The sequence below is a fragment of the Pedobacter sp. MC2016-24 genome (assembly GCF_015223055.1).
Lineage (GTDB): Bacteria > Bacteroidota > Bacteroidia > Sphingobacteriales > Sphingobacteriaceae > Pedobacter.
In genome coordinates, this window is sequence record NZ_JADFBX010000001.1 from 413,992 (window position 1) to 428,143 (window position 14,152).

Consider the following 14,152-nt stretch of genomic DNA (forward strand, 5'->3'; position numbering starts at 1 on the left):
TCTATTTAAATACTCTTTTTAACCTTTGAAATTTTCATTTTTCACCTTACGGTCGCCGGCATTATTCCTTCCATGGTCAAAATTATGTGCCCGTTCATATTTGATCATCTCCCCAGGTCTGAAGTTCAAAATAAATGCCCTCCTGTCGGATGAGGTGCTGTTGCCCCTGCTGTAGTGTAGTGTTCTACCCTGGTGAAAAGTGCAGGAACCCGGTTTAAGCTCAACGCAAACGGCTTCATCCTCAGTGGCGTCGCAGGTCAATGCCCCGCCTTCTTTTCCGGCGAAACGATGCATCCTTACCGCTTTCAAATTAGAGCCTGGTACAAACCACATACAGCCATTATCAACGGTTGCCTGGTCCAGGGCGAGCCAACAACTGGCAGCACGTTTATCGGGCAGGTTTAGCCAATAAGCCTCATCCTGATGCCACGGTGTACTGGTATTGGTCCCCGGCGCCTTATTGATCAGCATATCAAAGTCCATCTCCACGTCGGCTCCAATCAGCTCTTTGGCAATATCCAGCGCCCTGGTATGGAAAGGCATACTTGCCAATTCCTTCACAAAATCACTGGGCCACATAATTTGTGTAATGTTTTCATCGGTTTTGTTATCGCCCAAGCCATCACCAAGATCCGATCTGTTAGCACCCACATCTATTTTTTTTGATAAAAAATCATTATAAATGGCTTTGTAAATGGCAACCTCGGCAGGTGTGATGAGCGCTTCAACTGTCAGGTATCCGTTTTTGTTAAAAAAATCGATCTGTTCTTCAGATAAATATGTTTTTTTCATGGGGTATAATTGTTTTATTCGCTTTATTAAAACTCTTTATTACAATTGCTGCGTTATAAACGATTACGAAATCAGTACAAGATTTTGTACTGAGATTCATACCTGCATATTTGGTTTTTATTCTTGTTCAGTTCATCCAATGCTCCTGTTAAATTTTACTGATTACAGCTAACAGAGATTGCTATTTATTTGAATTACTGATTTATTTTATCAAATTTAACTTTTAGGACAAAGCAGAACTTTCAATTTAGTAGGAACATACAATTTTATACATGACAGCTTTTGATACCCAATCTACCCCCGAAAGGAGCATTATAAATTTCGAAAAATTCAATCTTCAGGGCAAGGTAACACTGGGCAGATATGTCTATAAACATGTCCATGGAGAACTTGAGACACATTCTCATGATGGCCGCATAGAGATTTGTTATTGCGACAAAGGTTTACAGGTGTATGAGGTGAATGGAAAGGAATACCACATTAAAGGAGGAGACGTCTTTATTACCTTCCCCAACGAGCCGCACGGAACAGCGCAGCATCCGGAAGAAAAGGGTGTTTTATATTGGCTGATTGTAAAAATACCGCTGGATGACCAGTTTCTGAATTACAATACAGAAGACTCTGCCGCTTTTGTTAAAGCATTACTGGCTATACCCCAGCGACATTTTAAGGGGAATGAACTCATGAAGAAGATGCTGGACCAGCTATTCAGTATTCACAATGAGCAACAGCAAAAACCAATTTATCAGTTGCAGGTATTGAATTTACTGACCAGCTTCTTATTGACTACCATTGAGTGCTCCCATAAAAATGTAGCTGCAGGCCAGTCGGACCGTGTTGCGGAGATTAAAAAGTACATTCACGAGCACATCTATCAAAACCTGCCGATTGAATTGCTTGCAAAGGAATTGTACATGTCTGACTCACATTTCAAAAGCTGGTTTAAGAAGGAATTCGGGATGCCTCCGGTTGACTACATCTTACGTACCCGGATTGAAGAGGCCAAAAAGCTGTTGTTACTGACAACCACAGAGTCGATCACCACCATCGCTTTTCAGCTTAACTTCTCTTCCTCGCAATATTTTGCGACCGTTTTTAAAAAATATACCGGCTTAAGTCCGGCAGAGTTTAGACAAAGGAGCGCCAGAGCCTTAAAGTGAGCTTATTCTAGTACGCCTAATGAATGGCGTTACCATCAGCCTGATTTTTCAACAGCGCCGGCTTACGGTCGGCAGGCCTGAAATACCAGGATACAAAAGTCAGTACGATTAACAGAACCGGTCCGAATAATTCTTTAGCCCCCTCTCCAACTGCCAGATGTGAAAACACTGCACCGGTCATGGCAAAACAAAAGCCAGCATAAGCCCATTCTTTTAAAATTGGAAATTTAGGGGCCAGCACAGCGATAACACCCAGTATTTTCCAGATCCCGAGTAAGGTGAGTAAATACATCGGGTAACCCAAATGGACCATCATCTCCCCTTCCTGTTTCATTTTCACCAGTTGTACAATACCGGTTGAAAGCATCCCTAAGGAAAGCCAAAGGGTTGCAATCCAATAGATAATTTTATTTCTCTTGTTCATATTATGTAGTTATTTGACTACAAATATAAGTGTAGTTATTTAACTACATAATTATTTCTGATATTTTTTTATCCTGTTTTCCATTTAATTGGTTTTCTAAGTTAAAATCTGCTGAAATTAGAAAGTAATAAAATGAAAGCAATCGAGGCATTGATGTTGCAACAACAATTGATCATGATTTGGCTGGAACATGATTAATTCTGTTATCTTAGCGAAACCAACCAGACTCATGAATGAAACACCCTTACAAGTCACAGCTTCTGCTTAACCTAAGTACATTTTACGGAAATCAGAACTGGCGAGTGATTACTTATTTTGAATCATCAAGAGATGAAATTCTATTTGTACTCCCTGATGATGATGACATCAAATCTATTTTTGAAAACCTGCTCAATGTACTGATTTCATTGCCGGATATAGATCATCCCAATGAACGCGTGGTGATCAGCTTTTGCCGGAATAATGGTTCCTCCTATTGTTCCAAAATCATCAATCCGAATACACAGGACGAGATCAACCTCGCCCTGATTGGATATAGTCCAAAACGCGAGATCAGGATTTCGGAACTGCAGGCGCCTTGATATAAATTCGTATTTATGACAAATAAGGTTCAAAAGTACGTCATGTGTCGAACGAAATACTTAACACATTACATGAACTTCTTTTAAAGCACTTTTAACGAATAGACCGGAAAGCTTATCAACAGCATATTCGATTTCTTCTGCCGTGGTTAGCGTACTGAAAGAAAAGCGGATGGTATGCTGACTGGAGTCAGTTCCTATTGCGTTGAGCACGTGAGATACTGATTTGCTGGAACAGGCACTACCGCCTGAGGCATAGATCTGATGCTGGTCTAAATAACTGAGTGGTGACTGTCCATTATCCGCGGTTGGAATAGATACGCTGAGTACACTCGGCAGGCTAAGTCTTTTATTTCCCGAGTTTCCATTGAATTTAATTCCGGGAATTTTGCTGATGAGGTCGTTGATCATTTTTTCTTTTAGATTAGAAACATGCTGTTGATGATGCTGCAGATTAGATTGTGCAAGGTTTAACGCTTCGGCCAGACCTACGATGCCGCTTACGTTTTCCGTTCCGCTTCTCAGGCCGCGTTCCTGCGCGCCACCATTGATCAGGGGCCTGATAATTTCCGGATTGCGGGCATATAAAAAGCCAACACCTTTTGGTCCGTGAAATTTATGTGCTGAGCCAACCAGAAAATCGGCCTTCAGCAGCTGTGTATCGTATTGATACTGATAAATGGATTGAACCGTATCTGAGTGAAAAATTGCGCCGTAGCTTTTACAGACTTCAGCAAACTGATGAATATCGTTCAGGTTTCCGATTTCATTATTTCCATGCATTAAAGACACAAAAGCCTTGTCGTTGGCTTCCAATAAACGCTCCAGCTGTGCTACAGAGATATTGCCACGCGCATCGTGTTTTAAATACAACAACTGGATCTCACCAGCCTTTTCCAGCTGTTTTAAAGTATTCAATACAGCATGGTGCTCCAGATTAGAAGTGATGGCCAATTTGATGCCATGGGCCCTAATGGCCGAAATGATGGCCAGGTTGTCCGCTTCTGTGCCTCCGGATGTAAAAATAATGGTATCGGGCGTGGTATTGAGTAGGCTGGCAATGGTTGCTCTGGATGTTTCTATAGCACTTCTTGCGGCTCTTCCCTGCTGGTGTGCAGAAGATGGATTGCCAAAATGCTCAAAAAGGTAAGGCTCCATGGCCTGAAAAACAGTTCTGCTTAATGTGGTGGTTGCGGCGTTGTCTAAGTAAACTTTCATATTTATAAATTAAATGGTGAAATTTTACTTATCCTGAGTTTCCTTTGGAATCAATCTTATCTTACCGCTTTTATTGCGGAAGGAGTTAGCACCTTGTAAAAAATAAACAGGTTGCTAAGACGTCTCAGGGCCTTTCCCTCGGTCTTTCTGGATAAGTAAAACGATAATAAGAACGTTTGTCTGCTGCAAATATAAATAAAGTATACTAAAATACTAGAATTAATTTATTTTTATGATTTTCCTCTACATATTATACGGTAACGGAATGTTTGTAAACCTGTTGCAGCTAAACTATGCGTTTAGCTGCAACAGGTTAAATGTTAATTCTTTTTACTTAAGTCTTTAATTCTGATATTTCTGAACTGTACCTCAGAGCCATGTCCCAGAAAACCGATATGCCCGCTTTCACGCATCAAACCCGGATGTTTTTTTCCATCTGCTGCACCATTCTTTCTGGCTTCCGTGATGTCTGCATCTAAAATGGTCGTACCGTTTAGAACCACTTTAATTTTAGGGCCTTTCACCGTAACCTCCTGGTAGTTCCATTCCCCAACTGGCTTAAGAAAACCTCTTTTTGCCGGTATTGTTCCGTACACAGAGCCATGATACTGATACACATGCAGATCTTTATAAATCGGCGCCTCGTTGTCAAGGATTTGCAGTTCCATACCCGTGTAAGCAGCATCACCAGTTAAAGGAGCGCGAATCCCCAATCCATTGTTTGCACCAGGAGTCAATTGAAACTCGAACCGAAAAACAAAATCACTGTATTCTTCCTTCGTATATAAATTGCCTCCGGAACCTTTCCCTGGTTTCGGACGGATGGCAATATTGCCATCCTCGATGGTGTAATCTACTGTATTTCCGATCCAGTTGTGCATATTGGTACCATCAAATAAAACCTTAAAGCCTTCTTTTTTTTCAGCCTGGCTCAGTTCAAAAGGTTTTACACGAGGTATTTCGCGGATGTAAATGTCACGATAAGCAACAGGAGATCCATGTGCCTGCAGTTCAATCTGCTCTTCCGCAAAAATTGGCAGGTTCCTGTCCCAAAAATTTTCAAGTATGACATTGTCAGTCACCAACTCTCCATTTAAATAAACCGTAACGCGATCACCTTTCATTAAAATGCGAAAGGTATTCCATTCATCCAGTTTATTGTCTGCAACTTTTAAGGGTTTGCTTTCATTGACCTTATTGTTGTATAATCCTCCAGAGCCTACCTGCGCACCAACTTTGGTACGGGCGTTGTCCCAGATCTGGACCTGAGGCGTTCCGCGTAAGTAAATACCGGCATCCCCCTCTCCTTTTTTATCGTCGATGATTTTCCAGTCTACCAGCATTTCAAAATCGCCATACTTTTTAAGGGTAGCCAGATTATTGCCATGCCCGACAAATTGAAGCTCGCCATTCACCGGCTTCCAGCTTTCACGCATTTCGGCATTTGCTTTTTCCTGCGCAGCAGCCAGTGTTTTGGCATCCATCGCAGCTCTTTTGATCGGATCAGCAACCAGGCCTTTCCAGCCTGTTAAGTCGTTTCCATTGAAAACAGGGACAAAGCCTTCACCAGCTTTCATTTCCGAGATGTATCGGTTCATTCCTTCTTTTTGATAACCACTATCCGGCCCGGTGATCACGGCGATGGTTTTATTGAGTAAAGCTTTAACGACATCACCGTTATACTGACCAGCAAGTGTGATGTTCATTACCGCATTTGCTGCTGCTTGCTGTAAAGCTGGATCGTCTAAATACTTTCCTGCAAATACAATCGAATTGAAACACTTAGCCAGTTCAATTCCTTTTAAAATTTGTTGTTTCTGCACATTGGTTTGCGCAACAGCCATCGCGTTTCGAAGTAGCAACAAACGCTGCTCTGCAGGATAAACACCAGTTTTAGCCAAACGAAGATATCCGGCGATTGCCGTATTCAAAAAGTCTGCATCTTTCGTTTCTCTGGCTATTTTTATCAATTCCGGGGCGGCACCGGCATCAGTCCAGGCCGATAACGCATCCAGCGCTGCTTTTTGCGTTAGTAAATTACCCGACTGGTAGCTGTCAGTCACTGCTTTAAGGGACTGTGCCCCTCCCAAACGTGCAAGCACCTTAAAGAAAAGTAATTTCTTGTTTTCCGGAACTGTGGCCATTTGCTTCAGTACCAAATCAACCTCCTGATTATTGTCTCCCGGGCCACTCACAGCAGCAATGATGGCCTCTTGTACAGCTGTCTCTTGTTTTCCGGAATTTTCACTGAGTAAAGTAAACAATTTAGGCAAATCGTTTTTAACCACCACCTGGCTCAGGGCAGCGTAAGCGGCCTCACGAACTGCCGTATTTTTATTCTTCAACTGGGCATACACCGCGTTCAATTGTGTATTTGCGGCACGGGATGCCAGTATATTGATTAAAGCAATTTGTACATTGGGTTTTGCGGCTGGAATAGCCGCTGCAACTTGTTCCGGAATTCCGTTACCTTTCATCCTGTTAATCGCGGCAGTAACATTGGCAATATCTGTGGCATCTCCGGTATTGATCAGCTTTAGCAAATCACCAAGAACTTCATTTTGGCCTATATTAACCGCTGCATTGATGGCATTTAATTTCAGTTGCTGATGCTTACTTTTCGCCAGTTTTAAGAGGGCAGGCAAAGCAGCTTTTGCACCGCTCTGTCCCAGCATGTATACGATATCGGCCTGGATTTCTTCATCAACTGTATTTATTTTTTTGAGCCAAAGTTCCGTTGAAACCGAAGTCACATAGGGCACTGCAAATTTAAGCGCCGCAATACGATATGCTGCGTTTTGATCTCCGGCAGCAGCCAGCAACAGGGCCTGATTATTCGTCTTATTGGCATCGACCAGAATTTTTAAAGCCGCGGTACGTATATTGACCAGTTGATCAGTTGCTGTTTTTTCTAAAATTTGCTTTGCAATCTTTTCAGCAAGTGTCTGATTTCCATTTTTAAGCAGTTGCTCCGCATACGTGAGGTAAACTGCAGTAGCATTCGTGTAATCATATCCATAGCCAGTTTTATCAGCAGCGGAGGCCAATACAGGCGCTGATGATGGATCTGCAATATTGGCAAGGGCATATAAAGCCACCTTCAGAAAGTCCGCATTTGTTTCAGCGGCAATCAAAGTTTGGATCGGTTGGGCGGCAGCCTGATAGCGGCTATCTCCCAGGGATTCAATAATGGACAACCTTGCCGGTCCGGCCGACTTTGCCAGAGCGCTTAACAAAGCCGCTTTGGAAGCTGGTGTATTGATTTTTACGAGCGCTCTTGATGCGGGATCTGCCAAATCATTGTCTGTTAAAAAACCGGTTAAACAAGGTACGGCATCATCTTTACCCACCAGTTCAAACTGACTGATGAGGAATGATCTGCTTTGTTTGTCATTTAGTTTTTGTAACGCTTTACAATAGGCATTAACGCTCATTTTTCGCCAGTCTTCTTTTGCATTCTGGCTTACATAGGCAGAAAATCCGCCTACGGTATATTCTATCAACGAATTATTGCCCTTGCCAGGCTCAGTCAGTTTGCTGATCAGGCTGACGTAGCCTTCTTCGCCAAGGCTGGCAATATCGTTCATGTTATTTTTGAACAGCGCTGCATCGCTGGCTGGCATCTGCGCCAATAAATCAGCAATACGGGTAGCGACGGTACGCTCGTCTTTTTTATCCTGTGCATGGCCTACATGTTGAAACATGACAATGGATAGGCATATAAAAAGTATTTTTTTGATCATGATGATACTATGAAATGTGAATCTGTAAGGTTAAATTAAATAGAGAAAGGAGCCCGCATGACAGGATTAATGAGCCTGTTTGCACCTTCATCATCAATAAATTCTTGTTTTACCGGGTCAAATTTTAATGATCGCCCAAGTCTGAGGGCAATCAATCCCATGTTCACAATGTTGCAGGAACGGTGTCCATTTTCTTCATTCAAAGCAAACTGCTGCCTGGTTTTCACAGATTCCACAAAATCTGTCATTTGCGGAGCCGGATCCGGAAATGCAGCCAGCTTTCTTTCCAGATCAGGAATATCTGATTTAAAGCCTGGATAAAGCTTTCCTTTGGGTCCTTCGATGTAAGGCACATTGGTATCTTTCCCTTCTCCGTCCAATATAATCTGGCAACCATCGGCATATGTATATGTTATTCTTCTCCAGGTCCCAACAGCATCGGTATGTTGTTGTGGTGCATCCACTTCTACAGCAACCGGACTGGTATCATCTTTACCCAGAAAATACTGGATCGGATCGATATAATGCTGCCCCATATCACTTAAACCGCCCCCATCATAATCCCAATATCCACGAAAAGTTTGATGTACACGATGTGCATTGTAAGGTTTATAGGGCGCTGGACCCAACCAGGCATTGTAATCCAGCTCTGCTGGAACAGGCTGAGGGGCAAGATTGTCTTTACCTACCCAGTAAAACTTCCAGTCATAGCCAGTATGCTTACCTACAGTCACTTTCAATGGCCAACCCAGCAAACCACTGTCCACCAATTTCTTGATCGGCTTTACGGTGGTCCCCATTCCGTAAAAATTATCTTTAAAACGAAACCAGGTATTTAAACGAAACATCCGGCCATGCTTTTGTACAGCCTCCATTACGCGTTTCCCCTCTCCAATGGTGTGTGTCATCGGTTTTTCGCACCAGATGTCCTTACCTGCATTGGCGGCGTCAACAGCCATAATCCCATGCCAATGTGGCGGTGTAGCAATATGTACAATGTCAACTTCCGGAAGTTTAATCAGTTCGCGGTAATCGCTGAAAGTTTTGACGCCTTTATCCAGCATAGATTTTGCCAGCTCAAGATGTTTTTGATCTACGTCACAAATGGCCACGACTTGTGTACCGTCATAAGGAAAATGGTTCCGCCCCATCCCACCTACTCCAATTACGGCTTTAGTGAGTTTATCACTAGGTGCGATAAATCCGGTTCCGCCAAGTACATATCTTGGCACAATGGTGAATGCGGCCAATCCGATAGCTGATTTCTTGATAAAATCTCTCCTGGAATTGTGGTTTTCTGGTTGTTTAGGTTTCATATGTTCATGAACTATGGTTAGATATTCGGTTTGTGGTTCTGTTAGTGTCTCGCTGTCTTTACATCTGTATCCGATACTGGGCCTGACTGACCAAACTTATGGCGTACATAAGTTAGCAATATGGCCAGATCTTTATCGTTTAAAAATGAAAATTTAGGCATTTGTTTTCGACCATTAAGCACGGTTTGTAACATCGGAGCTTTAGGACCGGCCACGATTGCGGCCTTTGCAAGTGCTGGAAAGACATTTGGAATACCTTTACCATCTTCCTTGTGACAGGAAGCACAGTAATTGGTATATAGTAACGCTCCTTTATTAGAAGCTATGGGAGTTTTAGGTTTAACCACTGCTGATTTGACACTTGCGCTCACCAGTTTTGCGTCTAATAAATAAATCCTAAGGATACGATCGTCATTTTTACCCGCAACAGCATTAGGGTTCCAGTCGCGGTTGCTTGTGGTAACATAAATGTCACCCGCTGGTGAAACGCATACAGACCTCAACCTTCCAAATGCCTTTTCAAAATAGCTGACATCTTTAACCAGGGCAGTTCCGGTAGTATTTAGTTTTAGCGCACGCAGGCTATTCCCTTTCAAAGTAGTCAACAGCAAACTTCCCTTCAGTTCAGGTATTTTACTGGAAGCATAATAGGTCATTCCTGCTGGCGCAATTGTTGGTGTCCATGCCTTAAGCGGTTCTGTCACCATAGAATCCCTCGCAAAAAGTTTTTCTTTGTCGGTATTGACATAGCCCTCTACAACTGGCCAGCCATAGTTAGCCCCTTTTTTAACCAGGTTCACTTCATCATCTGTAGCATCACCATGTTCCGAGCAATACACTTTGTTGCCGACGGCCACAAGTCCCTGCGGGTTTCGAAGTCCCCAGGCCCATACCGGATTGTTTTTAAAAGGATTGTCAGCCGGGATACTTCCGTCAAGGTTGTAACGCAGAATCTTCCCGTTGGGTGAATTGATATTTTGCGCATTATCGTCCTGCGCGCCATCACCAGTAGAAATCATCACTTTTCCATCGCTGGCAATAACAATACGGGAACCAAAATGAGAGGTCCAGGCCGGATATTCCAAAAACAGCATCGGGTTGACTAAGGTGTCTTTCGCGGCCTCATAATTGTAACGGACAACTCTGGACACCCGTTTTTTTTCTTTAGAATAGCCGGTATAGTTGATAAACACATAAGGATGTGCTTTAAAATCAGGATGCAAAGTCATGCCCAGCAAGCCAGAGGTGCGGTCACGAAATACATCAGTAAGTTTTAAAAGGTGTTTGATCTGACCATTTTCAGGATTTACTTTACTGATGCTGCCAGATTGCTCTGTATACCAAATTTGCTGATCCGGCCCCCATGCAATTTGCCAGGGAACATTTAAATGGGTGGCAACAGATTGTATGCCAACGGTACTTGCGCCAATTCGGAACTGTTGTTCGGGCGGGTTATGAAGATTGGAAGAACTGCAATGAATGAACAATGCTGCGAGCGCTAATAAGACAACTATGCTGATCAAACGTATCATAATTCCTGTTATAAATATCTCATTTATTATTTATGATTTTTGTGTGGCGAGGAAAGATTCCACAAAATCATCATCAATTAATTCCGGATAAGCGAGGCAGACCCTGCTGATTTCTTCAGCCTGGCCTTCAGACAATTTTTCAGCCGGATCCAGACACCAAATTCCTTCCAGCAGCCCCTGTCTTTTCAGCACTTCATGAATACCAGGTATACAGCCATGAAATCCATGTGCAGGATCGAAAATGGCGGCGTTCATATCAGTGACCGCAATGCCTTTTGTGAGCAGTTCGGCCGTTCCCTGGTATCCTGAATTCCGGCAGGCTTTGATCTCTTCAAAAAGCTTAACCGCAGCATTGGTCCACACTGCCCAGTGCCCCAATAAGCCACCCTCAAATCTTTTGGTGACGGTCTGGCCATCAATTTCAAATTGGTATTTACTCAGCAGATCCCCCACAATGTTGTCATCATTACCCGTATACAGCGTAATTTCCTTGTTCCTGTTGGAATGACAAACTGCCCTGACCAGGTCTAAAGTCTGATAACGGTTAAAAGGAGCTGCCTTGATGGCCAGTACATTTTCAATATTGGCAAATTGCAGCCAGAAATCATATGAAAAGATTCTTCCACCAACACTTGGCTGCAGGTAAAAACCAAATACAGGCATCACTTCAGCTATAGCCATGGTACGATCTAAAATCTGTGCTTCAGTTTGATCCTGCAGGCCTCCCATGCTCAATAGCCCCATGTCATAGCCATGCTTCAATGCGATTTGCGCTTCATTAATGGCTTGTTCTGTATTTCCGCAGATTCCGGCAATGCTGATAAAGTCATCCTGAATACCGGATTTGGCTATTTCTTCCGCCGCAAGCACCAATACCTTTTCATACAGGTTTATTTCTGGATTGCGAATGGCAAACTGTGTACTGTGCACGCCTACCGCTATACCGCCTGCACCTGAGGCCAGATAATACCGGGTCAGCAAACGCTGGTGATCCTCATCAAGTTCGCGATTGGCATGCAATGCCAGCGGATGCGCAGGAATAACTGTTCCCTGCTGCAGGATTGATTTCTTTTTTAAAGATAATAACTGTGTCGCCATGATTTAAAATTTACCTGATCTTTCTTGAAAATGTGTTGGTTTATTTAAGGCTTCTCCACCTTGCTGCATCCAGGTTGCTGTCAATTCAATAATTTCGCGAATGGTCACTTTTGGATACCCAAACAACCTGTGACAAGCCGAGGCATTGTTTAGCAAGGCGGTACCTGCACTTTCATGGATAAAGTTTGGTTCTTTACCAAAAATTTCAGCAAACTGATTGGCGGCCCACTTGATGGATAAGATTTCCGGTCCTGTAACATTCAGTATCTTTGCCGGTGATTCACAGTGTAGCAAGGAACGAATGGCAATCTCATTGGCATCGCCCTGCCAGATTACGTTAACATTCTCGGTTCTTAAATCAATGGCTTTTCCACTCAACACTGATTTGGCTATTTCGACCAATACCCCATAGCGAAAATCGACTGCATAATTCAGTCTGTAAATCAGCGTGGGTGTATTGTTTTTCTGCGAAAAATACTCAAAAACCCGCTCGCGGCCGAGGCAGGATTGTGCGTACTCTCCAATGGGTTCCGGACTGGTTTCTTCAGATACTCCGCCAGAAGTTACCGGAACAAATGGCAATACATTGCCTGATGAAAAGGCAACTATATTGGAATTTCTGTATTTTTCTGCTACCCTGCCCGGTAAATAGGCATTCATGGCCCAGGTAAAAGCCTCCTTGCCGGTCGTACCAAATTTATGGCCGGCAAGATAGATCACGTTTGCGGCATCGGGCAGTGAAGATAGGTCTGACTCATTCAGCAGATCTGCTGAAATGGTTTCTACTCCTGCGGCTTCTAATGCCGTACGCGATGCCGGATCTGAAAACCGGGATACACCGATGATGCGCTGACCGCTACCAGCCAGGTCAACAGCTTGTTTAGCCAATCGTGCCATAGGCGGCCCCATCTTACCGGCAACGCCCAACAGGATGATGTCTCCTTTAATGCGACTTACGTCTTCCACCAATGCCGCCGAGGGCTTTAGAATTTCTTGTTCTAACAACGTCAAATTACTCATTGTGTGTAGGTATTTATGTTGATTTATATGTTATTTCAAAAAGACTTCGCTAAAATTATAAATGGCCAGTAAAACCAGAATGAGTATTCCGGTAAAACCGGCATAACGCATAAACGGCGTGTTGACATAAGTACCCATTAAACTTTGCTTATTGGAAAGCAGGTACATCGCTGCACCGATAAATGGCACTAAAAATATGGTCACACTCTGGGCAAAAATGATCAGCTCCAAAGGGGGTTTCTCATAACTTATGGCAATTACAGCACCGATAATCATCACCAGGGCAATTAAGGCTTTAACGATCTTCGAATCCAGCTGACTTCCGTATCCAAAGCCATCAGAAAGCAATGATCCACCTATGGTTGCATTACCAACCAGGGAAGAGAAAGACGAGCCGAACAGGCCGATTAAAAACAAAAGGGACGCATTGTGGCCAAACAGCGGTTCAAGTGCACGCGCCATATCCGAGGCCTTGTTTACCGGAATGCCCTGCCTGTTCAGTACCGCAGCTCCACAGATCATGAGCACCGAACTCATCACCCCGAGAATGATCATTCCCGCAAGGCCTTTACTGTTGTCCAGCACCAGATCGGGACTGATTTTTTTCCTGGCCTGGATTAAATAGCTTTGGTAAAACGCTCCGACAATAGAAAAGCAGGATGCGAAAAAAGCAATGAGCAGTCCGCCCGAACCTTCTGGAACGGAAGGGATAAATCCTTTAACAATTCCGGAAACGTCTGGTTTAGCCAGGAACATCGTGGTCAAAAAGGAGAACAACATTAGGGTGACAATGGTAATCACCAAACGCTCAAGCGTTTTATAGAAATTACGAAAAAACAACAAACCGATGCCAATCGCATTAAACAGAATAATCCATTGCGCAGGCTGAGTTCCAGTAGCTTCTCCAACCGCGATCCCTACACCTATGGAATTTCCGGCTTGAAAGGAAGCAGCCACCAGGAAAATACCAATTCCCATAAGAGAAGACACCCATTTCCCATATTCCTTGCGAATGGTGCTCAATAAGGAAACCTCACTTGCCAGGCCAATACGGGAACTGATGGAAGTAAAGACAATCATAAAGAACACTGCAACAACCACAACCCAGAGCAAGCTGTAGCCATACATTGCACCCATTTTAGATGTGATTGTAATTTTACTCGGCCCAAAAACAATGGCCGCAGTGACAATACCGGGACCGAGCGAGACCAGCCATTTTTTTAAAGAAATCTTCATTTAGCCTAATTTGTAGTTCGAAATTGTTTAGT

11 protein-coding genes and 1 riboswitch are annotated in these 14,152 nt (G+C 43.4%); of the genes, 2 read left to right on the plus strand and 9 right to left on the minus strand.

Annotated elements, in window-relative coordinates; translation table 11 throughout:
• Positions 1 to 18: 18 nt before the first annotated feature.
• Entirely contained in the window at positions 19 to 792 is a 774-nt protein-coding gene (locus IM797_RS02010; RefSeq protein WP_194125419.1) for a phytanoyl-CoA dioxygenase family protein, read from the minus strand.
• 272 nt (positions 793 to 1,064) lie between these two features.
• Here IM797_RS02010 and IM797_RS02015 point away from each other — a divergent pair, with 272 nt between their 5' ends.
• Positions 1,065 to 1,952 (plus strand): AraC family transcriptional regulator, encoded by an 888-nt coding sequence (locus tag IM797_RS02015; protein WP_194125420.1) that lies wholly within the window; start codon positions 1,065 to 1,067, stop codon positions 1,950 to 1,952.
• A 16-nt stretch (positions 1,953 to 1,968) separates the two neighbouring features.
• Here the strand turns inward: IM797_RS02015 and IM797_RS02020 are convergent, their stop codons facing one another.
• On the minus strand, positions 1,969 to 2,376 hold the full coding sequence (locus IM797_RS02020) for a DoxX family protein (RefSeq protein WP_194125421.1): 408 nt from the start codon (positions 2,374 to 2,376) through the stop codon (positions 1,969 to 1,971).
• 233 nt (positions 2,377 to 2,609) lie between these two features.
• On the opposite strand from IM797_RS02020, the gene IM797_RS02025 reads away from it, so the two are divergent.
• On the plus strand, positions 2,610 to 2,957 hold the full coding sequence (locus IM797_RS02025) for a hypothetical protein (RefSeq protein ID WP_194125422.1): 348 nt from the start codon (positions 2,610 to 2,612) through the stop codon (positions 2,955 to 2,957).
• Positions 2,958 to 3,017: 60 nt separating this feature from the next.
• On the opposite strand, the gene IM797_RS02030 is transcribed toward IM797_RS02025, so the two are convergent.
• The 7 genes from IM797_RS02030 to IM797_RS02060 form a co-directional block, all read right to left on the minus strand.
• The gene (locus tag IM797_RS02030) at positions 3,018 to 4,175 is read right to left on the minus strand and encodes a cysteine desulfurase family protein (RefSeq protein ID WP_194125423.1); all 1,158 of its coding nucleotides are present in this window, start codon (positions 4,173 to 4,175) and stop codon (positions 3,018 to 3,020) included.
• Between the two features lie 53 nt (positions 4,176 to 4,228).
• A riboswitch (SAM riboswitch) is annotated at positions 4,229 to 4,333 on the minus strand.
• Between the two features lie 162 nt (positions 4,334 to 4,495).
• A complete protein-coding gene (locus tag IM797_RS02035; RefSeq protein ID WP_228098674.1) occupies positions 4,496 to 7,879 on the minus strand; it encodes a DUF1080 domain-containing protein in 3,384 nt (1,127 codons plus the stop codon).
• Positions 7,880 to 7,953: 74 nt separating this feature from the next.
• Positions 7,954 to 9,234 carry a Gfo/Idh/MocA family oxidoreductase gene (locus IM797_RS02040; protein ID WP_194125425.1) on the minus strand — a complete coding sequence of 427 codons (1,281 nt, stop codon included), beginning with the start codon at positions 9,232 to 9,234 and terminating at the stop codon, positions 7,954 to 7,956.
• A gap of 41 nt (positions 9,235 to 9,275) precedes the next feature.
• On the minus strand, positions 9,276 to 10,766 hold the full coding sequence (locus tag IM797_RS02045; protein ID WP_194125426.1) for a PQQ-dependent sugar dehydrogenase: 1,491 nt from the start codon (positions 10,764 to 10,766) through the stop codon (positions 9,276 to 9,278).
• Positions 10,767 to 10,796: 30 nt separating this feature from the next.
• A complete protein-coding gene (locus IM797_RS02050) occupies positions 10,797 to 11,864 on the minus strand; it encodes a dihydrodipicolinate synthase family protein (protein WP_194125427.1) in 1,068 nt (355 codons plus the stop codon).
• A gap of 3 nt (positions 11,865 to 11,867) precedes the next feature.
• Positions 11,868 to 12,884 carry an NAD(P)-dependent oxidoreductase gene (locus IM797_RS02055; RefSeq protein WP_194125428.1) on the minus strand — a complete coding sequence of 339 codons (1,017 nt, stop codon included), beginning with the start codon at positions 12,882 to 12,884 and terminating at the stop codon, positions 11,868 to 11,870.
• Between the two features lie 30 nt (positions 12,885 to 12,914).
• Positions 12,915 to 14,120, minus strand: a complete 1,206-nt coding sequence (locus tag IM797_RS02060) for an Nramp family divalent metal transporter (protein WP_194125429.1) — start codon at positions 14,118 to 14,120, stop codon at positions 12,915 to 12,917.
• Between the last annotated feature and the right edge of the window lie 32 nt (positions 14,121 to 14,152).